Annotated in this window: 27 protein-coding genes; 18 read left to right on the top strand and 9 right to left on the bottom strand. The window is 61.0% G+C overall.

Annotation, left to right across the window (positions count from 1 at the left end; genetic code table 11):
- Positions 1-11: 11 nt before the first annotated feature.
- Positions 12-503 (bottom strand): Rrf2 family transcriptional regulator, encoded by a 492-nt coding sequence (locus HJ583_RS17350; protein WP_170023092.1) that lies wholly within the window; start codon positions 501-503, stop codon positions 12-14.
- 166 nt (positions 504-669) lie between these two features.
- On the opposite strand from HJ583_RS17350, the gene HJ583_RS17345 reads away from it, so the two are divergent.
- The 3 genes from HJ583_RS17345 (at position 670) to HJ583_RS17335 (ending at position 4,337) form a co-directional block, all read left to right on the top strand.
- Complete coding sequence (locus tag HJ583_RS17345; RefSeq protein WP_170023091.1) at positions 670-1,338, top strand: RluA family pseudouridine synthase; 669 nt, start codon at positions 670-672, stop codon at positions 1,336-1,338.
- A 45-nt stretch (positions 1,339-1,383) separates the two neighbouring features.
- Positions 1,384-2,025 carry a VC0807 family protein gene (locus HJ583_RS17340; RefSeq protein WP_170023090.1) on the top strand — a complete coding sequence of 214 codons (642 nt, stop codon included), beginning with the start codon at positions 1,384-1,386 and terminating at the stop codon, positions 2,023-2,025.
- A gap of 107 nt (positions 2,026-2,132) precedes the next feature.
- Positions 2,133-4,337, top strand: coding sequence for a DEAD/DEAH box helicase (locus HJ583_RS17335; RefSeq protein ID WP_170023089.1), 2,205 nt, complete (start codon positions 2,133-2,135; stop codon positions 4,335-4,337).
- A gap of 53 nt (positions 4,338-4,390) precedes the next feature.
- Here the strand turns inward: HJ583_RS17335 and HJ583_RS17330 are convergent, their stop codons facing one another.
- Together HJ583_RS17330 and kduI are read right to left on the bottom strand one after the other, a co-directional pair.
- Positions 4,391-5,266, bottom strand: a complete 876-nt coding sequence (locus HJ583_RS17330; protein WP_170023088.1) for a class I SAM-dependent methyltransferase — start codon at positions 5,264-5,266, stop codon at positions 4,391-4,393.
- A gap of 109 nt (positions 5,267-5,375) precedes the next feature.
- Positions 5,376-6,215: a 5-dehydro-4-deoxy-D-glucuronate isomerase gene (gene kduI / locus HJ583_RS17325; protein WP_217423493.1), complete on the bottom strand. Its 840-nt coding sequence runs from the start codon at positions 6,213-6,215 to the stop codon at positions 5,376-5,378.
- A 255-nt stretch (positions 6,216-6,470) separates the two neighbouring features.
- Here kduI and HJ583_RS17320 point away from each other — a divergent pair, with 255 nt between their 5' ends.
- The 6 genes from HJ583_RS17320 (at position 6,471) to HJ583_RS17295 (ending at position 12,161) form a co-directional block, all read left to right on the top strand.
- Complete coding sequence (locus HJ583_RS17320) at positions 6,471-7,517, top strand: hypothetical protein (RefSeq protein ID WP_170023087.1); 1,047 nt, start codon at positions 6,471-6,473, stop codon at positions 7,515-7,517.
- A 68-nt stretch (positions 7,518-7,585) separates the two neighbouring features.
- A complete protein-coding gene (gene bioF, locus HJ583_RS17315; RefSeq protein WP_170023086.1) occupies positions 7,586-8,764 on the top strand; it encodes an 8-amino-7-oxononanoate synthase in 1,179 nt (392 codons plus the stop codon).
- The gene (locus HJ583_RS17310) at positions 8,761-9,468 is read left to right on the top strand and encodes an alpha/beta fold hydrolase (protein WP_170023085.1); all 708 of its coding nucleotides are present in this window, start codon (positions 8,761-8,763) and stop codon (positions 9,466-9,468) included. Before bioF ends, HJ583_RS17310 begins: the two co-directional genes overlap by 4 nt.
- Complete coding sequence (locus HJ583_RS17305) at positions 9,458-10,210, top strand: methyltransferase domain-containing protein (RefSeq protein WP_170023084.1); 753 nt, start codon at positions 9,458-9,460, stop codon at positions 10,208-10,210. Before HJ583_RS17310 ends, HJ583_RS17305 begins: the two co-directional genes overlap by 11 nt.
- A complete protein-coding gene (bioD, locus tag HJ583_RS17300; RefSeq protein ID WP_170023083.1) occupies positions 10,207-10,875 on the top strand; it encodes a dethiobiotin synthase in 669 nt (222 codons plus the stop codon). Before HJ583_RS17305 ends, bioD begins: the two co-directional genes overlap by 4 nt.
- Before the next feature lie 122 nt (positions 10,876-10,997).
- The gene (locus HJ583_RS17295) at positions 10,998-12,161 is read left to right on the top strand and encodes a DUF2863 family protein (protein WP_170023082.1); all 1,164 of its coding nucleotides are present in this window, start codon (positions 10,998-11,000) and stop codon (positions 12,159-12,161) included.
- 36 nt (positions 12,162-12,197) lie between these two features.
- Here the strand turns inward: HJ583_RS17295 and HJ583_RS17290 are convergent, their stop codons facing one another.
- Complete coding sequence (locus HJ583_RS17290; protein ID WP_170023081.1) at positions 12,198-12,794, bottom strand: hypothetical protein; 597 nt, start codon at positions 12,792-12,794, stop codon at positions 12,198-12,200.
- Between the two features lie 115 nt (positions 12,795-12,909).
- Between HJ583_RS17290 and HJ583_RS17285 the strand changes: the two genes are divergently transcribed.
- The gene (locus HJ583_RS17285) at positions 12,910-13,263 is read left to right on the top strand and encodes an ArsC family reductase (protein ID WP_170023080.1); all 354 of its coding nucleotides are present in this window, start codon (positions 12,910-12,912) and stop codon (positions 13,261-13,263) included.
- Positions 13,260-14,117, top strand: coding sequence for an Hsp33 family molecular chaperone HslO (gene hslO, locus HJ583_RS17280; protein WP_170023079.1), 858 nt, complete (start codon positions 13,260-13,262; stop codon positions 14,115-14,117). Before HJ583_RS17285 ends, hslO begins: the two co-directional genes overlap by 4 nt.
- Positions 14,118-14,164: 47 nt before the next feature.
- Here the strand turns inward: hslO and HJ583_RS17275 are convergent, their stop codons facing one another.
- The 4 genes from HJ583_RS17275 to gpmA are packed head-to-tail and all read right to left on the bottom strand — an operon-like array spanning position 14,165 to position 18,091.
- Positions 14,165-14,617: a hypothetical protein gene (locus tag HJ583_RS17275; protein ID WP_235943912.1), complete on the bottom strand. Its 453-nt coding sequence runs from the start codon at positions 14,615-14,617 to the stop codon at positions 14,165-14,167.
- Positions 14,618-14,666: 49 nt separating this feature from the next.
- Positions 14,667-16,100: a S41 family peptidase gene (locus tag HJ583_RS17270; protein WP_170023155.1), complete on the bottom strand. Its 1,434-nt coding sequence runs from the start codon at positions 16,098-16,100 to the stop codon at positions 14,667-14,669.
- Between the two features lie 12 nt (positions 16,101-16,112).
- Entirely contained in the window at positions 16,113-17,291 is a 1,179-nt protein-coding gene (locus HJ583_RS17265; RefSeq protein WP_170023078.1) for a murein hydrolase activator EnvC family protein, read from the bottom strand.
- A gap of 50 nt (positions 17,292-17,341) precedes the next feature.
- Positions 17,342-18,091, bottom strand: a complete 750-nt coding sequence (gene gpmA / locus HJ583_RS17260; RefSeq protein WP_101943874.1) for a 2,3-diphosphoglycerate-dependent phosphoglycerate mutase — start codon at positions 18,089-18,091, stop codon at positions 17,342-17,344.
- Here gpmA and HJ583_RS17255 point away from each other — a divergent pair.
- The 5 genes from HJ583_RS17255 to HJ583_RS17235 are packed head-to-tail and all read left to right on the top strand — an operon-like array spanning position 18,065 to position 20,921.
- Positions 18,065-18,688, top strand: a complete 624-nt coding sequence (locus HJ583_RS17255; RefSeq protein ID WP_328824940.1) for a rhodanese-like domain-containing protein — start codon at positions 18,065-18,067, stop codon at positions 18,686-18,688. The genes gpmA and HJ583_RS17255 overlap by 27 nt on opposite strands.
- A complete protein-coding gene (gene grxC / locus HJ583_RS17250) occupies positions 18,685-18,945 on the top strand; it encodes a glutaredoxin 3 (protein WP_170023077.1) in 261 nt (86 codons plus the stop codon). The genes HJ583_RS17255 and grxC overlap by 4 nt, the downstream gene beginning before the upstream one ends.
- A gap of 39 nt (positions 18,946-18,984) precedes the next feature.
- Positions 18,985-19,455: a protein-export chaperone SecB gene (gene secB, locus HJ583_RS17245; RefSeq protein ID WP_101943879.1), complete on the top strand. Its 471-nt coding sequence runs from the start codon at positions 18,985-18,987 to the stop codon at positions 19,453-19,455.
- A gap of 15 nt (positions 19,456-19,470) precedes the next feature.
- Positions 19,471-19,917, top strand: coding sequence for an SH3 domain-containing protein (locus HJ583_RS17240; protein ID WP_170023076.1), 447 nt, complete (start codon positions 19,471-19,473; stop codon positions 19,915-19,917).
- A complete protein-coding gene (locus tag HJ583_RS17235; protein WP_170023153.1) occupies positions 19,914-20,921 on the top strand; it encodes an NAD(P)H-dependent glycerol-3-phosphate dehydrogenase in 1,008 nt (335 codons plus the stop codon). Before HJ583_RS17240 ends, HJ583_RS17235 begins: the two co-directional genes overlap by 4 nt.
- Positions 20,922-20,986: 65 nt before the next feature.
- Here the strand turns inward: HJ583_RS17235 and HJ583_RS17230 are convergent, their stop codons facing one another.
- The gene (locus tag HJ583_RS17230; RefSeq protein WP_170023075.1) at positions 20,987-21,655 is read right to left on the bottom strand and encodes a GntR family transcriptional regulator; all 669 of its coding nucleotides are present in this window, start codon (positions 21,653-21,655) and stop codon (positions 20,987-20,989) included.
- 70 nt (positions 21,656-21,725) lie between these two features.
- Between HJ583_RS17230 and uxuA the strand changes: the two genes are divergently transcribed.
- Both uxuA and HJ583_RS17220 read left to right on the top strand, forming a co-directional pair.
- Positions 21,726-22,796, top strand: coding sequence for a mannonate dehydratase (uxuA, locus tag HJ583_RS17225; RefSeq protein WP_170023074.1), 1,071 nt, complete (start codon positions 21,726-21,728; stop codon positions 22,794-22,796).
- The gene (locus HJ583_RS17220; RefSeq protein ID WP_170023073.1) at positions 22,793-23,647 is read left to right on the top strand and encodes an SDR family oxidoreductase; all 855 of its coding nucleotides are present in this window, start codon (positions 22,793-22,795) and stop codon (positions 23,645-23,647) included. The genes uxuA and HJ583_RS17220 overlap by 4 nt, the downstream gene beginning before the upstream one ends.
- Positions 23,648-23,656: the final 9 nt, after the last annotated feature.

Genomic DNA, 23,656 nt, shown 5'->3' with positions numbered 1-23,656 from the left:
CCAGTTCCCGCTCAGGCCAGCGCCTCAGCATCGGCCTTGCTGCCGCGACGAAATTCGTCGCACAGCACGACAGCCTGATGCGGGTTTTCGCGCTGACGAATCTGGCTGACCAGGGTATCCAGATCCACTGATTCGAGATACTCGAACATGCGGCGGTTCAGATTGGACCACAGATCATGGGTCATGCAGCGGTGATGCGGCTGGCCATTGCAGTCTTCCTTGCCACCGCACTGGGTGGTATCCAGCGGCTCGTCAACAGCAATGATGATGTCTGCGACGGTAATCTTGTCCATGGCACGGGCCAGGCAATAACCGCCGCCGGGGCCACGCACGCTGGAAACCAGCTGATGGCGACGCAGCTTGCCGAACAGCTGCTCAAGATAGGAAAGCGAGATACTCTGACGCTCGCTGATGCCGGCCAGCGTTACTGGCCCCTTGTCCTGGCGCAGGGCCAGATCGATCATGGCGGTAACGGCGAAACGACCTTTGGTGGTGAGGCGCATGTTCTGCTCCGGTCTCTGTGGGTGGCTGGCTGAAATCCTTTGCGGGGCTGGCGCGCGGGGCCTCAGGGCAATACTTGATTGTTTTGCTCAAGAATACAATTCCCGACCAATCTGGTCAAGCATTCCCGAACCCGGAAAGACGCTATCGGCACGATAGAATCCTCGCATGTTCCCTCCCCCTTCGCCCTATCAGCCACCGCCCGACCAAGGCCTGCCACTCATTTACGTTGACGAGGCTTTGCTGGTGCTGGACAAACCTGCCGGCCTGCTGACCGTGCCAGGCAGAGGCCCCGAAAAAGCGGACTGCCTCGCTGCAAGGGTGCAAAAACTCTTCCCTGAAGCACTAATCGTTCATCGGCTGGACATGGAAACCTCTGGGCTCGTCCTGATGGCACGCGGCCCGGCCATGCAACGCGCGCTGAGTCAGCTTTTCGAGCAACGGCGCATCAACAAGCGCTATCTGGCGCGGGTGGCAGGCCGGCTGACCCCCGAGCGCGGAGCAGTCAACCTGCCGCTGATCACGGATTGGCCCAGACGCCCGCGCCAGATGGTCGATCATGGTATTGGCAAACCTTCGCTGACCCACTATTCCAGCCTGCACTTCGACGCCGCAACGCAGAGCAGTCGGGTAGCACTGGAACCACTCACCGGCCGCTCCCACCAACTCCGGGTGCACATGCTGAGCCTTGGGCATCCGATCCTGGGCGATGCGCTCTACGCACCCGAAGCGGTGCGCCTGGCCGCCCCGCGTCTCATGCTGCATGCTGAGTGGCTGGGTTTTCCGCATCCGGATAGTACTGAGCCGGTCGAATTCACTGCACCCTGCCCGTTCTGAGGCACAATCCCGCCCCCTGTCCATAGCCACCCTTCCATCCATGCAATGAAGGTCCGCCTGCATACATTCCTTGAACTATTGCTTAACCTGCTGGCGCCTTGGCTCGCCTACTCGGCCGCCGAACCCCATTACGGCGAATTTGGCGCCCTGATCGCGTCCTCCCTGCCGCCCTTGGCATGGAGCGTCTTCGAGTTGCTCCGCTATCGGCGCGTGGATGCCCTGAGTTTCTTCATTCTCGGCGGCATTGCGCTCTCGCTGCTGGCCATGGCTTTGGGCGGGGATGCCCGCTTGTTGCTGGTGCGCGAATCACTCATTTCCGGCTTGTTCGGAATTGCTTTCCTGGTTTCGCTGCTGTTTCAACGCCCGCTTGTTTACTATCTGGCGTGCGCAATGGCAAAACGTGGAGACGAGCAGCATGGCGCTGGGCGTTTCCATGCCTGGTGGCAGCTTGCCGGCAGCCGCAAGCTCATTTGCGAGATCAGTTTCGTATGGGGTACGGGCCTGGCACTGGAGGCGGCGCTACGCATCTGGCTAGCCTGGCACTGGGAACCACAACGCTTCCTCGCAATCGCTCCGCCACTGGGCTACGCAATCGCCGGCCTGATGGGCGCATGGACATTCTGGCGTGTGCGCCGGCATTTATCGGGCCCGCCCGAAGCGACAAAGACTTCAGCAACTGCTGAATAAATCCGCTAAACATCCTGAATCGGCGACAATAGCGGCATTCCCGCGCTGTCGCCTTCCTGCATTTCCCCGGCTCGCCCATTTGCGCAGCCCAATCCGGTACCACTGCCATGTCAGACTCCATCGCCAGCTTCGCCGACCTGAAGCTTTCCGCCCCCATTCTCCAGGCCCTTGCCGACGTCGGTTATGAAACCCCGTCGCCCATTCAGGCTGCCTGTATCCCGATCCTGCTTGATGGCGGTGACATTCTCGGCGAAGCCCAGACCGGTACCGGCAAGACCGCAGCCTTCGCGCTACCGCTGCTTGAGCGCCTCGATGCCAGCGACCGCCGGCCGCAGATTCTGGTTCTCACACCGACCCGCGAACTGGCCATCCAGGTCGCCGAAGCTTTCCAGAAGTACGCCCGCTACCTACGCGACTTTCATGTACTACCGATCTACGGCGGCCAGAGTATGGTGGTTCAGCTACGTCAGCTCTCGCGCGGTGCTCAGGTCATTGTCGGCACACCCGGCCGCGTCATGGACCACCTGGAGCGCAAGAGCCTTGATCTCACCAACCTGAAAGCCTTGGTACTGGACGAAGCTGACGAGATGCTGCGCATGGGTTTCATCGACGACGTCGAGTGGATCCTCCAGCACATCCCCGATACGCGCCAGACCGCGCTGTTCTCCGCCACCATGCCGGACGTGATCCGCCGTGTGGCGCACAAGTATCTGAAGAGCCCGCAAGAAATCAAGATCAAGGCTTCGACCAGCACCGTGGCGGCAATCAGCCAGCGCTACTGGCAGGTACGCGGCGTGAACAAGCTCGATGCACTGACCCGAATCCTTGAAGTCGAGGAAACTTTCGACGCCGCGATCATCTTTGTTCGCACCAAGATCGCGACCGAAGAGCTCGCCGACAAACTCGAAGCCCGTGGCTATGCTGCTGCCGCCATCAACGGCGATATGAACCAGGGCATGCGCGAGCGTGTGATCGAGCAGCTCAAGAGCGGCACCCTCGACATCCTCGTTGCCACCGACGTGGCCGCCCGGGGCATTGACGTACCCCGCGTCTCACATGTCATCAACTACGACATTCCCTACGACACCGAAGCTTATGTGCACCGTATCGGCCGCACTGGCCGCGCAGGTCGTACCGGCAACGCCATCCTCTTTGTCGCCCCGCGTGAGCGCGGCATGCTGCGCGCCATCGAGCGCGCCACGCGTCAGCCGATCGAGCAGATTTCCCTGCCGACGCGCGAAGATGTTGAAGGCCGCCGCATCGCTCAACTCAAGCAGCTGATCCTTGACACTATCGAAGCCGAAGACATGCAGTACTTCAGCGAAGTGCTGGATCAGCTAGCGGAAGAGAATGAGCTCTCGGTTGAAGAGATCGCCCCGGCTCTGCTCTTCATGGCTCAGAAGGAACGCCCGCTGAAGGTTGAAGAACACGGCCATGGCTGGGACGTAGCCACGGCACCGGCCGATGCCCCGCGCAAATTTGACGGTGGCAGCTTCTCCGAGCGCAACGAACGCCCGGCCCGCTTCGAGGAGCGTGGTGAGCGCCCCCGTTTCGAGCGCGAAGAGCGCGCCCCGCGCGAACGTGCCCCCCGTCAGGAGTTCGTCTCGGACGGCAAGACTCAGCGTTACCGCATCGAAGTGGGCCGTGCTCATGGCGTGATGCCCAAGGAGATTGTTGGCGCCATCGCTAACGAAGGGGGTATCGACGGCCGCATGATTGGTCAGATTGACCTCTTCGATGACTTCAGTACCGTTGATCTGCCGGTGTTGCCTGAACCGCTGCTGGGCGTGCTCAAGCGCACCCGCGTACGCGGCCAGGCCATCAATATCCGTGCCCTGGCAGAAGGTGAGCGCTACGAAAAGAGTCGCGCCCCGCGCGAAGAACGCCGCCCGCAAGGCGCCTACGACGAAGGCCGCCGTGGCGGTTTCTCGCGCGACGAGGCCCCGCGCCCTCGCCGTGAGGGCGGCTTCCCGGAAAAGCGCAGCTTTGACGATCGCCCACGCAGCCCCTACAACAACGAAGCTCCGCGCCGCAGCTTCGACGATCGCCCGCCGCGCCCACGTGAAGGTGGCGCTCCCTTCGATGGCCCACGCAAGAGCTTTGGCGGCGATTCCGCCGCACCGCGCCGCAACTTCAGTGATGCACCACGCAGTTTTGGCGATGCGCCCCCGAAACGCAGCTTCGCTCGCGATGACAGCGCCCCGCGCCGTGATGATCGCCCGACGCAGCCGCGTGAGGGCTTCAGCAAACCGGCCTTTGGTGACAAACCCAAGACCGGCTTCAAGGGCGGTAAGCCAAAGAAGAGCTGGTAAGCAGAAACGAAAAGCGGACCCACAGGTCCGCTTTTTTTGTGCCATCCACTGCCTCAGATCGCCATTGGCATCGCCATGCCTCCGAAATGGAAGAAGCGGGCATAGTCAAGCAAGTCCCGGCGTTGAGCCGGCTGAAGCCGGCTGATCAACTGGCGGGCGCGTACTTCAGCAGGCGCGTCTGGCAGCCAGCGCGGCGGACTGCGCAGAGCAAGCATGAAGGGCGCCATCCAGGTTCGGTGGAGACTGACGTCGGGGCCCAGCACGGGCGCCAGTTGGCGCAACTCAGGCTCGCTGAAGGCAGCGCGTAGTGAGTGGCGGTAATCTTCGGTGAACAATTCCGGCTGCAGATCGGCCCGATCCGTAGCAAAAAACTCCTGGGTCTGCCGACGACGCAGACGACCAAAGTCGATCAGCAAAACGCCGCCACCAGGCCTTAGGACACGTCTGAGCTCGCGAAAACAGGCTTCGAGTGCTGCCAGATCTGGCAGATGATGCAGCGACAGGGTAGACGTCACCACGTCAATGGAAGCATCCGCGAATTCTTCCAGCCTGCAGATATCTCCCTGCAGCAGACGCATGTTGTCCAACTGCTGGCGTGCCAGCGTAGCTTGGCCGTGTTCAAGCATCGCTGCCGAAGCATCTAGGCCGATGAACTGTGCCTGCGGATGCAGGCTTGCCATCACACCAAGCTGGTTCGCCGGGCCACACGCCAGATCCAGCACGGTATCACCGGGGCGAATCAAGGACAGGGTCTGAAGCGCGTTATAGACATAGGTAAAGGCGAGGATGCCATCCTCGCGCCCGGCACGCATGAAGGCCTCGACCTTGGCCGGATCCTCCATCACCAGCGCCGGCTCCGGAACGCGCACCTGCTCGTGACGAGCGAGGCGATCGAGAACGAGATGGAACATCATGACGAGGCCGGACATGGCAAGAGCGTGAGCAAATTGAAACGCGATTGTAATAGGCAATCCCGCGCACCAACAAAAACGCCGGTCATTCGCACGACCGGCGCTCAGGCAACCGCAAAACCCGGAATTACTTCAGGGCAGTCATGGCCACGTGATCCATGTCCGGGAAGGTCTGGTTTTCGCCCGCCATCCCCCAGATGAAGGTATAGGTCTGGGTTCCGACGCCGGTATGGATCGACCAGGACGGCGAAATCACGGCCTGCTCGTTGCGCATCACGATATGACGGGACTCGGTCGGTTCGCCACACATGTGGAAAACCACTCCATCCGCATTCATGTTGAAGTAGAAGTACACCTCCATGCGGCGCTCGTGGGTATGACAGGGCATGGTGTTCCACATGCTGCCTTCTTCCAGCTTGGTCAGGCCCATGATCAGCTGGCAGCTATCCACCACGCCCGGCACGATGTACTTGTTGATGGTACGGCGATTGGAAGTCTTGGCGTCCCCCATGGTTTGCGGGCTGGCCATTTCTCGGGTGATTTTCTTGATCGGATAAACCGCGTGGGCCGGGGTGCTGTTGTAGTAAAACTTGGCGGGATGCACAGCGTCCATACTCCTGAACACCAGCTCCTTATTGCCCTTGCCAACGTAAAGCGCTTCTTCACCATTCACTGCGTACTCGACACCATCGACGACGACGACACCGTCACCACCAATATTGATCAGACCCAGTTCGCGACGCTCCAGGAAATAGGCAGTGCCATAGGTTTTGCCCAGATCCGGCATGGCGATCGGCCCTGTCACCGGCATGATCCCGCCAAAAACGATGCGGTCGACGTGGCTATAAGTCATGGTGATCTGGTCGGCCACAAAAACCTGCTCGACCAGGTACTCCTTGCGCAGACCTTCGGTATCAAGCGTCTTGCTGTAGGCGGCGTTGCAGGATTGGCGAATATCGATTTGCATGCTTGCTCCAAAGAAATGAGGGTCGGCGCGGCAAGCGCCCGACCAGTGAGAGGGTCTGACAAAGCCAAAGGCGAGCCATTGTAAGAGGGCGTCAGGGCTTCCTGCTGCTGGAAGGGCCGCCAGCCCTTGATCCAGACCACATTTCCTGTCGAAATTACGGCCCTGCCGGGTATGATCACACGGAAAACCAAATGAAAACGCCGTCACTATCCAGCAGTTGTGGTGACAGCGAAACAATAGGCAGGGGACTCTGTAATGGCAAGCGAATACCGCGTCGTATTCAAGGGTGAGATTCTTGACGGTTTCGATCCGGAAGCCGTGCGTATCAAGGCATCAGCCAAACTCAAGGCATCGCCTGAGCAGGTCGAACGCCTGTTTTCCGGACGCAGTTCGGTACTTAAGAAAGGCATCGCTGCTGATGTCGCCGAACGTTATGTGAAAGAGCTGGGCAAAATCGGCATGCGGGTGAAGCTCGAAGCCGTGGCTGAAGCAGCCCCAACACCGCCGCCCACACCTGTCGTTCAGGCCCTCTCCGATCTGGAAAAAACTCAGCTCGCTGATCCCCTGGCGCTTTCGCGCTATCTTCAGGGCGAACAGGACGAAGCCAGCGCGCCCACCGTGATCGTCACCCCTGCTCAGCGGCAGGAAGTTCTGGACGCCGTTGCCAGCATGAGCGCTGCGAACGCTCCAACCCTGATCGTGACGCCTGCGCGACGCGCCGGTTTGCTTGCCGAGCACGCGCCCAGCGCGGCCGACATGCCGACCGTGATCGTCAGTCCCGCCCCCCGCGGCAGTACCCCCGGCATGGTGGTACGCGAGGAAAAAACCAGCCCGCCGCGACACGATCCAGAACGCACCCTGATTGCCAATCCTGCCGCGCTGGACGCTTATTTCAAGGCGGAAAGCAGTGCCCAGCCCGCCGCAGCCCCGACCCAATCCCAGTTCCCGACAGGCGCGCCACTGGACCCACACAAGACCGAGCTGAACCCGGATGCGCTTGACGCTTACCTGAGCGCCCATCCTCAGCCACCGGCCATCACCAAGCCGGCGCCGCTGCGCGAGGTGACCGTCAGCGTCGCCAAAGACTTCAATACCGGGTCAGGAGATCAGGCGATCAGCGTGTTTGCCCCCTCCACACCCAGTGGGCCCTTTGCCGCCGCAACGAGTCCGACTCCGTGGATGGAAACCGAGCAGGACGAGGATCTGGCGCCACCATCCGACCACGCAGCAACCCGAGTGCGCAAGATCAAGATCGGCGCCGCTATCACCTTGGCCTTCCTCCTGCTCTGGTGGCTACTGTAGGCCGTAGCCACCAGAGCGGACGTCCGGGCCGCTACAATGGCGGCCCTTTGCATTTTTGTTGACGTGCCATGCCCCTCGAACACCCTGCGCATGAAGCACTCCAGGCGCAGCTTGCAGAGCTGGATGCCGCATCGCTCAAGCGCCAGCACCGGATACAGGCCCACGCCTGCAGCCCGGCGACCTTGGCCGATGGCAAGTCGCTCCTGGCATTTGCCAGCAACGACTATCTAGGGCTTGCCAATGCGCCAGAACTGATTGCCGCGGCCCAGGCTGCCGCCGCTCGCTGGGGCGTTGGAGCCGGCGCTTCGCACCTTGTCAGCGGACATACTGAAGCCCATCAAGCACTGGACGAAGCGCTCGCTCGCTTCACCGGCTTCGAAGCCGCGCTAGGGTTTGCTACCGGCTATCTCGCGAACATTGCCGTCATGCCCGCGCTGCTCGGGCGGGGCGATGCCATTTTTGCCGACCGTCTCAATCACGCCTCACTGGTCGACGGCGCGCTCCTCAGCCGTGCCGAGCTGAACCGCTACGCCCATTGCGACCTGACCATGCTGGGTGCGCAACTATCAGCCAGCCGTGCCCGACGCAAGCTGATCGTTACCGACAGTGTGTTCAGCATGGACGGTGATGTTGCGCCACTTGCCAAGCTTCTGGCACTCGCCGAACAGTACGACGCCTGGCTGCTGGTCGATGACGCACATGGCTTCGGCGTGCTCGGCCCACAGGGACGCGGCGCACTGGCCGAAGCAGGCCTGAGCTCCGGGCGCCTGATCCTGATGGGTACCCTCGGCAAGGCAGCCGGCGTGGCGGGCGCTTTCGTCGCCGCTTCGCGAACCGTCATCGACTGGCTGCTGCAAACCGCCCGCCCCTATATTTTCACCACAGCCACACCTCCGATGCTGGCAGCGACGCTGCAAGAAGCTCTGACGCTGATTGCCGTCGGTGATGAACGCCGTGCCCATCTTCAGAGGCTGATTGCCGCACTCACAGCGGGGCTTGCCGGCACGCCCTGGCAGCTACTCCCTTCGCGCACCGCCATCCAGCCAATCCTAATCGGCGACAACGCCCGCACACTTGCCATCTCTCAGGCGCTTGAAGCGCACGGCCTGCACGTTCCGGCAATCCGCCCCCCCACGGTACCTCAGGGCACGGCGAGGCTTCGCGTCTCTTTATCAGCCGCGCACACCGCCGAAGATGTCGCCCGCTTATGCAGCACACTGCACGACTTAGCACAGGACTTCGCGTGACGCCCGCCCTGGTCTTCCTCCCCGGCTGGGCTTATCAGCCCACGCTCTGGGACGCTCTGCGCGCAACGCTCAGCGAATTCCACTCCCATGCCCCTGAATTGCCCATTCACGCTGGGGGGCTTGAGTGCTGGGCTGATACGCTTGCTGGCAAGCTGCCGGAAAACACCCTCCTGGTCGGCTGGTCGCTCGGAGCCCTGCTCGCCCTGGTGCTCGCGGCACAGCACCCTGAGAAAGTGCGTGGCCTCTATCTGATCGGGGCCACCCCGCGTTTCGTCACCACTCAGGACTGGCCATATGGGCTTGATGCATCGACGGTCAGCGCCTTCCGCCGCGGATTTGCCAGCGCACCCGAACGCACCTTGCAGCGCTTTCTGACCCTGCAAGTGCTGGGAGACGCGCGCCGCAGCACCCTCACACCGCAACTTGAAGCCTGTCTGGCCAAAACCACAGCGCCCGGCCTTGATGAAGGCCTGCAGCAACTCGAACGCGCCGAACTGCGGCCGCTGCTCGTACATGTGCGCCAGCCAGTCTATTTGCTGCATGGCAGCCGGGACGCGCTGATGCCGGTCGGCGCAGCAAAGTGGCTGGCCAGCCAATTGCCCACTGCCAAGCTGGAAACTCTTGCTGAGGCCGGCCACGCACCGCTGTTTGACCAAATTCCCGAGTTGGCTGGGCGCATCCGGAGCTTTGCCAATGCGAGCTGAGAAGCAACTCATTCGCGCAGCCTTCGGCGCGGCCGCGACACGCTATGACGCGGTCGCCGAACTCCAGCGCAGCATTGCGCGCGACTTGCTGAGCCGCACTCCTGCCGCCCGCCGGATACTGGACGCCGGTTGCGGCACCGGCTTTGGCGCCCGCCTGCTGCGCTCGGCGCACGCTGAAGCGAACGTGTTTGCGCTGGATGCAGCACAGCCCATGTGTGCTCACTCAGGCGAAGCGCTAGCCACCTGCGGCGATATCGAAGCCCTGCCCTTCGCCAACGCCAGCTTCGATCTGTACTGGTCCAGCCTCGCCTGGCAATGGACCACCCCTCTGCTGGCCGCGCATGAAGCGGCGCGTGTTCTCGCGCCCGGCGGGGTCTTGCGCGTCGCAACACTGGGGCCGGACAGTTTGCGTGAGTTGCGCGAGGCCTTTGCCAGCGTGGATAGCCATGCTCATGTGCGTGATTTCGACAGTTTTGAGCACCACGCCAATGCCTTGAACACGGCAGGCTTCAGCGCTCTATATATCGAGCGTGTCGTCATCCAGGCATTCCTGCCCGATCTCAGGACCATCCTGCGGGACTTGCGCCAGCTCGGCGCCCACGCCCTGGGGTCTGCCCGCCGTCGCGGCATGCTCGGGCGCCAGGCCTGGCAGCGTCTTGAAACCGCCTACGAAGCACACCGCAACCCAGCCGGCTTGCCCGTGAGTTACGACGTGATTTATCTCGCTGCGAGCAAAGCATGAGCGCCTTCTTTCTTACCGGAACGGATACCGAGATCGGCAAAACCTTCTCGGCCTGCGCCCTGCTTCACGCCTGGCGCAACCAGGGATTCAGTGCTGTGGCTTACAAACCGGTTGCCGCTGGCGCAGAACTGATAGGTGGCCATTGGAGCAACGAGGATGCGCGCCGCTTGCTGGCCGCCTCCAGCCCAGGCTTCGTGCTTGAAGAGATCAACCCGCTGTGCCTGCGTGCCGCCATCGCACCGCACCTGGCGGCTGCCGAGGAAGGACGCGAACTCGCACTGAACGACATGCTTGCGGGATTCCACTCCCTGCAGGCACGCGCCCAGCGCGTACTGGTCGAAGGCGTGGGCGGCTTTCGCGTACCGCTCGGGCGAGACTTTGACAGCGCCGACCTGGCCGTGGCGCTGGGCCTGCCCGTGATTCTTGTGATCGGTCTACGTCTGGGCTGCCTGAACCACGCCCTACTGACAACGGAAGCGATCCAGGCACGCGGCCTGAGGCTCGCTGGCTGGATCGGCAACACCCTGGATCCGACGATGAACCGCCTCGACGCCAATATCAGCACGCTACATGAGCACCTGCGTGCCCCCTGCCTAGGCATCCTGCCTCACGCAGCCGACGGTGAGGCCGGCAGCGTGGCGCAGCATCTCCTTCCGCCCGCCTGAACCCAGGGTCTGTTGGCAATCACTCGCCGGATCGGCGGATGATTGTCAACAGACCCTGGGCACATGGCCAAACGGGGGGAATGCTAGACTTCAAGACTTTCCCTGCCCCGCATACCTCCTCCATGAAACGCTCACGCCTTGGCCGCCGCAGCGGCCTGCCCCGCGAAGCTGAAGAAATCCTCTGGCTGGCTAATGGCCTGGCCGAATCCGGCAGCCGCGCCGAAGACGCCGGCTGGGAGAACCCACTCCTGAGAGCCCTCGAAGCCCTGCTGCAAGCGGGCGATGAAGAAGTGCTCACGAGCACCCTGGACCACCTCTACAACACCAACCAGCGCGCTTACGATGTGCTCGCCGACTGCATCGAAACCAGCGCCGAGCAACTGCTCACGCCAGCCGGTGAAGTGCTGTTGCTGGCCGTTCCGGTACTGGCTTGGTCACGCTTCTCGATTCCGGCCAGTGCCATTCCGGCCAAGGTGTTGAACAATCTGCGGGTACATCTGCAAGCCCATGTACTGGCTCAGGGCGTGAAGCTCGGGCTGGCTGACGCGCTCTTCAGCCCGGATCAATTGCCTCAGGGTTATTGCGAAACCGCGCGCTTTACTGCGGCCATGATCGAAACGACCCTGGCTGAAGGCGTGCTGCAGATTGATCAGGAAACCCTGCCGGAAACCACTCGTTTCCTGTCGGATGTTCGTTACATTCTGGCCGCCGTTGAGGTACGCCCGGGTCAGCCTGTGTTCCGCTGGCAGGAAAAGGATGGCAGCAAGGAACAGGCTGGCGAACAGTGGCGCGCCCAGGGCGGTGCCTGCCTATTACCCCTTCTGGCCGGCTGCGCGATGGAACTGGTGCTACCCGATGCCTATTTCTCGGCCTGCCGACAGGCCGATCGCGCCTCACGCCCCTATTCGGTACGCGCTTCCGCAGCATTTTTGAGCACCACGCTGGATGTCGCACCAGGGGAATTGCGTGCGGTGGTAGCGCCGTTCTACGATCGTCAGATCGAGGAGTACCGCATCGGTTTTACCACCACCAAGGGCAAGAACGTAGTGCATGGCGTGGTATGGCCGCTGCTCGGACCAGAGGACGACTCGGCGGATGTACCTGGGCAGATCGATGCTGCGCTGAAAGATAGCGGCATCACTCGCATCGAGCACCTCGACAACCGCTTCTCGCTGGAATACTGCGATGACTGCGGAGCCCCGATGTATCCCTCGCCGGACGGCGATGCCGTGCACGCCGAGCTGCCTGAAGACAAGGCAGAGCAGATGCCCAGACACCTGCACTGAGCCCTGCCGGGTCCGCCCCAGGGCGGACCCTTGTGTTTATTCCATCCGGTCGGCGAGGTTACGACCGTTGATCCGCACCGTGGCAGTAGACAGGCCGCTGGCGTCAGTGCTGAGCGGGTCGATCATCAAGCTGCCAGATTCAAGCTGCTTTTGCAGACGCTGCTTGGCCATATCACTGCTATCCCCCTGCAAGCCAGCCACTTTGTATTTGCGACCCTGGTAGAAAAAGGTGTCTCCATCTACTGCGTAGGCACGGTCCGGGGCGCTCCGGGCCTTTACTTCAGTCTCTGGCCCGTCTGCTGCCGGTTTATCCAGCGCGTCCCGAGCGATCGGGCTGCTGAGCGTTTTTTCGACCGGCACGTTGCAAACCTTCCTGCTGGTCCAGCCCTTGGCCGTCCTGACCCTCTGCATTTTGCAGCCTTCAAGTGCAGCGCTCGTTCCAGCCGTTTTTCCGGCGGGCTTCCTGGCCCCAGCCTTCTTGCCCGTAGTCTTACCCGCGGGTTTGGCTGGCACCGGTTTGCTGGCGCTTTGCTTGCTGACCGGCTTTTTGCTGCTGGTTGTTGCTGCCGCAGCAGTCTGGGCAAACCCCGTGCACAGCAGGCCGGCAAACAGGACACAAAGCACTCGCTTCATCGTTTCTCCACTTCAGGCACATTCATCGTTTCCGGCATTTTCGCACTGATCACGTGCGAACATGGCGCACAGGTGAGAAAATCCATCCCCCGCAAAGTTCCCTTCCGCCTCTCCCATGCTCCGGATTTACGGCATCAAACAGTGCAGCAGCATGCAGAAAGCCTTCTCTTGGCTGGATGCACACAGCCTTCAGTATGACTTCCACGACTACAAGAAAAACGGCATCGACGCCGTCACCTTGCAAACCTGGTGTGCCCAGGCGGGTTGGCAAGTTTTGCTCAACACGCGCGGCACCACCTGGCGAAAACTCAGCGAGGACGAACGTCAGGATGTCGATGAAGCCAAGGCCATTCGCCTGATGCAAGCCAACCCCAGCCTCATCAAGCGGCCTGTCATCACCGGCGGCACACAACTGGTTGTAGGTTTCGACGAAGCCCGCCTTGCCGCAGCCCTGGAGCCTCAAGCATGACCAATGCCGTTACCCGTTTCATGCTCGATGCGCTGGATATCCGTGGTGCGGTCGTGCAGCTAGGAAGCACCTGGCAGCAAGTGTGCGCCGGTCGCCACTATCCACCGGCGGTGCAATCACTGCTCGGCCAGATGTGCGCGGTGACTGCAGTCATCGCTGCCAATCTCAAACAGGCAGCCCGGATCACCTTTCAGCTCAGCGGCCACGGCCCGGTTTCGCTGCTGGTGATTGACTGTAATGAACGCCTGAACCTGCGCGGCTACGCCCGCCACGAAGCGGCGCCTGTCGGGCCTGCCGGCCTACAGGAACTGCTCGGTGACGGCCGCCTGCTGATGTCACTCGACATGGAGGGGGCACGCCAGCCCTGGCAAAGTTATGTACCGGTCGAAGGTGAATCAATCGCAGCGGTTTTTGAGCACTACCTGGCACAATCCGAACAGCAACCCGCACTACTCGTGCTGTTCGCCAACCAAGAACAGGCTACCGGCCTGTTCCTGCAGAAGCTGCCCGGTGCAGATCTCAAAGATGCAGACGGCTGGAATCGCATTGTGCACCTTGCTTCAACCGTAAAAGCGGAAGAGTTGATGGAGCTTTCAGCTGAGGAAGTGTTGCTGCGCCTGTTTTTCGAAGAAGAGGTGCGTATGTTTGAAGCACGCCCGGTGACCCATGACTTCCCACCGGATCGCGACAAGATCGCTACCATGCTGCGCAGCCTCGGTCATGAAGAAATCGAACGCATCCTGGCCGAGCATGGCGAAGTACGTATCCATGATGATCTTTCCAATCATGAGTACATATTCAGCAGCGAAGAAGCACTGGCGCTGTTTAGTCCGGGCCGACCGACCCTGCACTGAGTGGCTTCAAACAACAATGAAAAAGGCCGTCACAAGACGGCCCTTTTTTATTTGAACTCGCGTAATTCAGGCGGTGTTTCGTCCCGATCTCCGTGTGGATGATGCTCCCAGGCTTTGACGTAGACCTGATTGGATTGCTTGATCAGACGCTGCGGCGCGGTTGCATTGCGGCTGCGCGTTTCTTCACAGAAATGGGTCAGCGAACGCTTGATCCGCGAAATCAGGCTGTCGTCGAGACGAAAGCCCTCAGCCTCCAGAGCCTGCTCAATACCACGCAGGGAGTAGTGCGCAAGGTCGTAACAAACATGCAGGCTCTCCGCGTGCACTCCAGGCTCCACATGCAGCCAAGGTTGGTTCTGCAGGAACAGCAAAGCCCTGGCGCTCTGGGCTTCCGGATACTGCGCAAAGCGTAGCTCGTGCTCGCACAGTGCCTCAGCCAGCGCGTTTTCGTGCAGATGCTTGCGTCCGGCAAGCTTGTAGGCAGTTTCGCGACGCATCATGCCCTCCGCCTTCAAATGCGGGCCAACCGACGGCTGACCCGGTATTCACTTACTTGGGCTGCGAGGCCTCAGCTACCGGCTCCGCGACTTCGGATTTCACCACAGCAACCGGTTTGCCCTTGAGCAGATTCATGGCCTGCTCAAATTGATAGTCCCCCGCGCCAGCAGGCTCAAAACGTGCGGGCGGTTCATCAGCGTCAGGCTTGCGACCATTCTTGGGCTTTGCTGCCGGGGCAGACCCAGCCGCAGCAGGGGCCGATTGCTCGGTGGGATTGGCAAGATGGCGCGTCAGATCGGCTTCACGATAGAAGGGCTCCGAAGAACCATTCGGCGTCTCATCGACCTGGAAGTCGGGATCGATACCCTTTGCCTGAATAGAACGGCCAAGCGGTGTGAAGTACTTGGCGATGGTCAGCTTGACGCCAGTCTGCCCCTGGATGATCGGAAAAATGGATTGCACAGACCCCTTGCCAAAGGAACGAATTCCCAGCACTTTGACGCGCTTGTAGTCCTGCAAGGCCCCAGCCACGATCTCCGAGGCCGAAGCGGAACCACCATTGACGATCACCACCATCGGCACGGTCTTCACACCCTTGGGCAGACTCTTGAGTGCATCCTCGCTGCCACGCGAATACTCGCTGGCCTCTGCGTGATACTTACGCCGCGCATCGGGGATACGCCCCTCCGAATACACCACCAGACTCTTGGCTGGCAGGAATGCGGCGGAGACTCCTACCGCCGCATCGATCAGACCACCTGGGTTGTTTCGCAGATCAAGCACCAGCCCCTTGAGCGGGCCATCCTTGTAAAGCTTATCCAGATGGCGAGCCAAGTCAGCCGTCGTCTGTTCCTGGAACTGGGCCACACGAACATAGCCATAGCCCGGCTCAATCAATTTGGACTTGACGCTTTGCACCTGGATTTCTTCACGCACCAGCGTGAACTCGAGCGGTTTTGTTTCACCCTTGCGCACAATGGTGATGTTGATCGAGGTGCCAGGCTTTCCACGCATGCGCTTGACGGCATCGGTCAAGGTCAGGCCGCGCACAGGGGTGTCATCGAGCTTGAAAATCAGATCACCAGACTTGATACCGGCACGGAAAGCCGGCGTATCTTCGATCGGGCTGACGACCTTGACCAGACCGTCCTCCATCGAGACCTCGATACCCAGGCCACCAAACTTTCCCTTGATCGAGATCTGCATGTCCTTGAAGGCTTCTTCATCAAGGAACTGCGAATGTGGGTCCAGACCCGCCACCATGCCGCTGATCGCATCGTTGATGAGTTTCTTGTCTTCGACCGGCTCTACGTAAAGCTGTTTGATGTGGTTGAACACATCAGCGAGGCTGCGCACCTCATCCACCGGGAGCTGCGGCGTTGCGCTGCCTTCGCGATTGGCGTTGGCCGCGAACTGCAGGCTCACCAGCACCCCCAGGCACATGCCGCACAGCACCAACCCCAACTGCTTGAATCTGCTCATCAGCTCTCCGTCAGACTATTTTGCCGCCATCCATTTGGCGGGATCTTGCGGTTGCCCGCGATGTCGTATTTCAAAGTATAAACCCGATTCTTCGAGGCCACCGCTGCTGCCCGCACTAGCCAGCACCTCTCCTGCCCGTACGTCGTCTCCCGGGTTCTTGAAGAGCGACTCATTGTTGCCATACACGCTCATGTAACCATTGCCGTGATCAACGATCACAAGGTTGCCGAAACCGCGCAACCAGTCTGCAAAAGCTATCTTGCCGGAGGCGATGGCGCGCACATCGGCACCACCGGCAGTCTTGATGAAAACCCCACGCCAGCTCGTGCCGCCCTCTGCACGCGGGCTGCCGAAACGCGCCTTGATGGTACCTGCCACGGGCCACGCCAGCGTCCCCTTACGCGCAGCAAATTCACCGCCCTCAACATCGCTGCCGGCCACGCGGGGAATCAGCTCTTCCTTGCCTGAAGGCTTGTTTGGAGCAGACTGAACGCTTCTGGGCGCAGGCGACGGACGGCTGCGGGAAATTTTCTCCAGTCCGCGCAGCAGCTTTTCCATGCGAACCTCATCGCGCTGCAAAGTCTGCATCTGCTTGCGCTGACCACGCAACTGACTGGCGATCTGCTCCAGCACCTCGCGCTGCTTGCGTCGCTCGCTCTGCAAGCCCTCCTGCTCGCCGCGACGCTGCTGTTCAAGACGCAGCAGTTCAGTGCGTCTGGTCTCGGCCTGGGCCACCACGCCAGCCAACTCCTGCATCATGGAGCGGGCGCGCTCGATCGCCACGATACGCTGCCGCGCAATCTGCTCGAGGTAATAGGCATCACGGGACAACTGATTTGGGCTATCGCCAGAAAGAAAGCGGCGAGCCCCTCCCTGGCCACCTTCAACATACATGCGGAACACGGCATCGCCCAATTGCTTGCGCAATACGGCAATCTCGTTTTCGAGCGCGAGCTGCTGCTCCCGCAGGCCTTGAATTTCGGCTTCAGCAGCCTGACGTAACAGGGATATTTCACGCAGGCGGCGCTGCGCGGCAGAAATGGCCTTGTCCGAGCCAGCCAGCTCGTCAGCCACCTCTTCCTTGTTCTCTTCACTGCGGGCAATTTCGTCCTGCAGGCTATGGATCTTCTCGCGCAGGGCGGAGAGCTCACTGCGCTTGCTGTCAGCCGGGGCCGCACGGACTCCGGCTGACATCAGGCAGGCGCCTGCCAGGCATACAGCGGCAAGGCCTGCTCGCCAAGTCATCAGGCCTTGGCCTTGCCCTGATTGGCAACTGCGTTCATTGCCGCCTCGATCACCGACGGATCAGCCAAGTAATAGCTCTTGATCGGCTTCAGATCAGCATCCAGCTCATACACCAGCGGCTGTGCAGTCGGGATATTGAGCTTGAGGATGGCCTCCTCGCTCATGTTGTCCAGGTACTTGACCAAGGCACGCAGGCTGTTGCCATGGGCTGCGATGACCACGCGTTTGCCGGACTTCACTACCGGTGCAATGGTCTCCAGCCAGTACGGAATGAAGCGCTCGACCGTATCCTTCAGACACTCGGTGCGCGGAAATTCGCCCGGCTTCATATCAGCGTAGCGCGGAGCCTTGTCTTCCATGCGCGGATCGTCCAAATCCAGTGCGGGCGGCGGCACATCATAGGAACGGCGCCACACCAGCACCTGCTCTTCGCCGAACTTGGCTGCGGTTTCAGACTTGTTGAGGCCTTGCAGCGCACCGTAGTGACGCTCATTCAGACGCCAGCTGTGTTCGACCGGAATCCACAGCTGATCCATCTGTTCCAGTACGCCATTCAGGGTCTTGTTGGCACGCTTGAGCATCGAGGTGTAGGCGATGTCGAATTCAAAGCCCTTTTCCTTGAGCAGCTTGCCGGCGGTAATGGCTTCTTCGACACCACGCGGAGTGAGATCCACATCGGTCCAGCCGGTAAAGCGATTTTCAAGGTTCCAGGTGGATTCACCGTGACGCATCAATACGATCTTGTACATGACGTTAGCCTATCAGAGGGAAGTGAAAACGGTCTCTCCGCCGCCCATAAAACGCGGGTTGCGGCAAAAGTGGTATTGTATCGGATCACTTGGCCCGCGACGCATTACCGCACGAGCGGATCGCGCGTGTTTTTGATCGCAGGCACGTTTTCCGGAATTTTGCAGAAAAGAACCATGGATTTCGTTTCACAAAACATCTTCCTGATCACCCTCGCCGTCATCAGCGGCCTGGCTCTCTTCATCCCCGTACTGCGCGACGCCCAGGCCAGCACCAGTCAGGTTTCGCCGGCTCAGGCCGTCATGCTGCTGAACCGCCAGAATGCGGTCATCGTTGACGTGCGCGAAACCGCAGAACTTGCGACAGGCAAGATCGAAGGTGCCCGCCACATCCCGGCTGGCGAGATCAAGGCCCGCAGTGGCGAACTGGATAAATTCAAGAACCGTCCGCTGATTCTCGTGTGCGAGAGCGGCGCGCGCTCTGGCCGAGCGCTGGCCGATCTTCGCAAAGCCGGCTTTGCCCAAGCCTACAATCTGGCCGGTGGCATCAAAGCCTGGAAGGAAGCAGGCCAGCCTCTTGCTGGTGGCAAACAGGCATGAGCAAGGTCGTCATGTATTCCACGGGCGTCTGTCCGTATTGCGTACGTGCCGAGCAACTGCTGCTGCGCAAAGGCGTCACTGATCTTGAAAAAATCAGGATTGATCTGGATCCGCAGCTGCGCGATCACATGATCGAGATCACCGGCCGCCGCACCGTCCCCCAGATTTTTATCGGTGCTACGCATGTAGGCGGCTGTGACGACCTGTATGCGCTTGAGCACGAGGGCAAGCTTGAAGCCCTGCTCAAGGACGCCTGACACTTACCCGTTTTAACTTCCACGCGGAAACTCCACATCATGGATCAGAACCAGCAACCCGTTTTCAAGATTGAAAAGCTCTACGTCAAGGACCTCTCGCTGGAAGTACCGAACGCTCCGGCCATCTACCTCGACCCGAATTCGCCTTCCGTAAATGTTGACCTCACCACCCAGGCGGCTGCCGTGGGTGAAGGCTTCTTCGAAGTGTCGATCACGGTAACCGTGACGGCCAAGATGGAAGAGGAAGAGAAGGTCGTCTTCCTGGTCGAAGCAACCCAGGCCGGCATTTTCCAGGTGCGCAACATCCCCGCTACAGACATCGAGCCTCTACTGATGATTGGCTGCGCCAACATCCTGTTCCCGTATGCCCGCGAAACCGTGTCGGACGCGGTCACCCGCGCAGGCTTCCAACCGGTGCTGCTGGCGCCGGTTAACTTCGAAGGCATGTACGAAGCTCGCCAGCAGGAACTCGCCGCTCAGCAGCCGAAGATCGAAGTGCCGATTCAGTAAGCAGGCTTTCAAAGCATGAAGCACGGATTCCTCAGACTGATCCTGGCCTGCAGCGCTGCCACCGTTTCCTTCACGGCGCCGGCGCTTGAGTACAAGTCCCTGGCCGACAATGCCATCTTGTATGACGCCGGCTCCACCAAGGCGCAGCCGCAGTTCATCCTGCTCAAGGGCACACCGGTCGAAGTGATCGTGACGGTGGACAAGTGGCTCAAGGTGCGTGAGCAAGGCGGTGGCATGGGCTGGGTCGAGCGCGGCAGCATCAGCGACAGCCAGCAAGTCATCGTCAGTGCAGCTACGGCGGAGGTACGCCAGCGCGCCGAGGAATCCGCACCGCTGGTCTTTCAGGGCAGCAAGGGCTTGTTGCTGGAAGTACTTGAAAAACCTGTCGGGGCCTGGCTAAAAGTCCGGCACCGCGACGGGCAGAGCGGTTACGTGTCGCTCAAATCTGTCTGGGGAATCTGAACGTGTCCCGTATTGCCGTACTCGGCGCAGGTGCCTGGGGCACTGCGCTGGCGAATTCCTATTGCTCTTCCAATCACAGCGTCACGCTGTGGAGCATCGAGGCCGATCATGTCGCCGAGATGCAGGCCGAGCGCGTCAATCGTCGTTACCTGCCGGACATCGCGCTGAATGAAACGCTCGCCATTACGGGCGACTTCGCTACAGCCTGCAAAGATGCCGATCTGGCCCTGATTGCCACGCCGGTGGCGGGGCTACGCCCTACGCTGAAACGTATCGCTGCCGAGTTTCCGGCCCTGCCGGTGCTGTGGGTGTGCAAGGGCTTTGAAGCGGGCAGCGGCAAATTGCCACATGAAGTGGCCGCCGAGTTTCTGGCACCAAGTACTGGCCGCGGTGCACTGACCGGGCCCAGCTTTGCGCAGGAAGTGGCCATCGGCCTGCCTTGCGCGATCACCCTAGCCTCGAACGATCTGGCTTTTGCACGCCATTGGGCTGGTGAGTTGATGCACCCTCGCCTGCGCCTCTACGCCAACGACGACATCGTCGGAGCCGAGATCGGCGCGGCGGTCAAAAACGTGCTGGCGATTGCCGCCGGCATCTCAGACGGGCTCGGCTTCGGTTTCAACGCTCGCGCCGCCCTGCTGACGCGCGGCCTGGCCGAAATTGCCCGACTCAGCACCGCGCTAGGCGGGCGCAGCGAGACCCTGATGGGCCTCGCCGGCATGGGCGATCTGATCCTCACCGCGACCGGCGACCTCTCGCGCAATCGCCGCGTGGGTCTGGCACTGGCCGAAGGCAAGCTGCTGCCGCAGATCCTGCAGGAACTCGGGCATGTCGCGGAAGGAGTGCTGACCACGGCCACCGTCGTGCAGCGTGCGCGCAGCCTGGGCGTTGAAATGCCGATCACCGAGGCTGTGCATGCCGTGCTTGAAGGGCGCCTGAATCCACGTGACGCCGTTGAGCAACTGATGACCCGCGAAGCCAGGCTGGAGAACGGCGCGGGCTGAGACTCGCCCAAACCATAAACGCAAAGCCCGGCCTCGGCCGGGCTTTGTTTTTGTGCGCCAAACTTTCAGAATTCAAACATCTCCGGATACTGCGCCGCCAGTTGCGGCAACTGCAGCAGGATCTCGGCCATGTGGGTGCGCACGGCCGCTTCGGCCGCATCTGCGTCATGCGCGGCGATCGCTTCGACTATCTCCCCGTGCTGGGCAATCAGGCGCTCTGCCGGACTCACATTGGTGTAGCTCAGATAGCGCACCCGGTCCATCTGAGCCTTGACCTGATCCACCACTCGCCAGGCGGCCTCGCGCCCTGCAATCAGGGCAATCTCATGGTGCATAGCTTCGTCGGCGGCGAGAAATTCGGCATTGCCGGAAGCTGCTCCCTGCGCCCGCAGCGTTGCACGCAGCCGCTCGATGGCCGGCTCATCGGCTTTCAGCGCTGCCTCACGCGCCACCGCCACTTCGATCGCCTCGCGCACAAAGCGCGCGTCCAGCACGTCTGCCATCACGATGCGTTTCACATAGGTGCCACGCTGCGGGCGAATTTCGACCAGATCTTCCTGCGCCAGACGAATGAAGGCCTCGCGCACCGGCTGGCGGCTGACGGTGTAGCGCACCGCAATCTCGGCTTCAGACAAGGCCGTACCCGGCTTCAGTTCGGCGCGCACGATGGCGTCTCGCAAGGCCTGGTGAAGCTGGGCGCCGATCGATGCGGCACGTTGCGGAATGCTTTTCATGATTTCGTTGACCCTCAAAAACTCGCTGCTATACTACCATACAAGTTAGTTGAGCCACAGGAGATACGCAATGAAGATGACCTTCCGCTGGTATGGTGAAACCGACCCGGTCAAGCTGGAATACATTCGCCAGATCCCCGGCATGTACGGCATCGTGTCGGCCATTTACGACGTGCCGGTCGGTGAAGTGTGGCCACTGGAGAGTCTGCACAAGCTCAAGGCGCGCATCGAGGGCGTGGGCCTGAAATTCGAGGTGGTCGAGAGTGTGCCAGTGCATGAAGACATCAAGCTTGGCAAACCCACGCGCGATCGCTTGATTGCCAACTACCAGCAGAACATCCGCAATTGCGCTGCCGTTGGTGTGAAGGTGATCTGCTATAACTTTATGCCGGTCTTCGACTGGACCCGGACCGAGCTCGCCAAAGAACTACCGGACGGTTCCACGACGCTTTCCTTTGACGCTGCGGCCATCGAAAAGCTGGACATTTCCAAGGGCATCTCCCTGCCCGGCTGGGACAGCAGCTATCAAGCCGACCAGCTACGCGCACTGCTCGATGAGTATGCTGCTGTCGGCGAAGAGCAGCTGTGGGCCAATCTGGAATACTTCCTGAAGGCCATCATCCCGATCGCCGAAGAAGTCGGCGTGAAGATGGCCATGCATCCGGATGACCCCCCGCGCCCGATTTTCGGCCTGCCGCGCATCGTCAAGAATCGTGACGATCTGGCCCGCCTGGTGAAGATCGTGGATTCGCCCGCCAATGGCATCACCCTCTGCTCCGGTTCACTCGGCGCGGATCTGTGCAACAACATCGAATCGCTGGTGCGCGAGTTCGGCGGCATGGGCCGCATCCACTTCGGCCACCTGCGCAATGTGGCAGTCGAGGCCGACGGCAGCTTCTTTGAGGCGCCGCACCTGTCCTGCACCGGTTCGCTTGATATGGCTCGCATCCTGCGGGCCTACCATGAGATAGGCTTTGAAGGTTATGTGCGCCCGGACCACGGTCGCATGATCTGGGGCGAAACCGGCAAGCCCGGCTACGGTCTGTATGACCGCGCACTAGGTGCCGTCTACCTCAACGGGCTGTGGGAAGCCATCACCAAGTTCGTTCCCGCCAATACTGAACAGAAAGATGCCGCATGAGCGCCGCTGATAATGCCCTACCCTTCTCGATTGACCTGAACAACAAAGTCGCCGTCGTCACCGGCGGTGCCGGCGTGCTCGGCGCGGCGATGTGCCGTGCGTTGGCTACCTGTGGAGCCAAAGTCGTGATCATCGGTCGCGATCTGGCCAAGGCCGAGGCACTGGCCAGCGAGATCGAAGCCACGGGGGGTATCGCCCAAGGCCTATCCTGCAATGTGCTGGACCGCACTGCGCTCGAAAACGCCGCAGCACACATCGCCAGTAGCTTCGGCCCTTGCGACATCCTGATCAATGGCGCGGGCGGCAACCATCCGAAGGGCATCACCGATCAGGAGTACCTGGACACCGAAGGCAGCGGCAGCAGCTTCTTCGATCTGGACATGGAAGGCTTCAAGTTCGTGTTCGATCTGAACCTGATGGGCACTTTGCTGCCCAGTCAGGTTTTCGCCAAACAGATGCTGGGCCGCGCGGGCTGCTCGATCATCAACATCTCCTCGATGTCGGCCCTAAAGCCCCTAACCAAGGTCGCGGCCTACAGCGGCGCCAAAGCGGCAGTGAGCAACTTCACCCAGTGGCTGGCGGTGCATCTGGGCCAGAGTGGTGTGCGGGTGAATGCCATTGCGCCGGGCTTCTTCATCACCGAACAGAACCGCAAGCTGATGCTGCAGGACGACGGCAACTACACCCCGCGCGCGCAGAAAGTGATCGCCCAGACGCCGATGCGTCGCTTTGGCGAAGCCAATGAGCTGATCGGTGCGCTGCTGTGGCTGGTGGAGCCCAAGGCCTCCGGCTTCGTCACCGGTTCGATCATCGCTGTGGATGGCGGTTTCTCGGCTTACGCCGGGGTTTGAACCCTCGCC

The organism is Uliginosibacterium aquaticum (genome assembly GCF_012972705.2).
GTDB lineage: Bacteria > Pseudomonadota > Gammaproteobacteria > Burkholderiales > Rhodocyclaceae > Uliginosibacterium > Uliginosibacterium aquaticum.
This window is presented reverse-complemented; position numbering and strand designations above follow the sequence as displayed.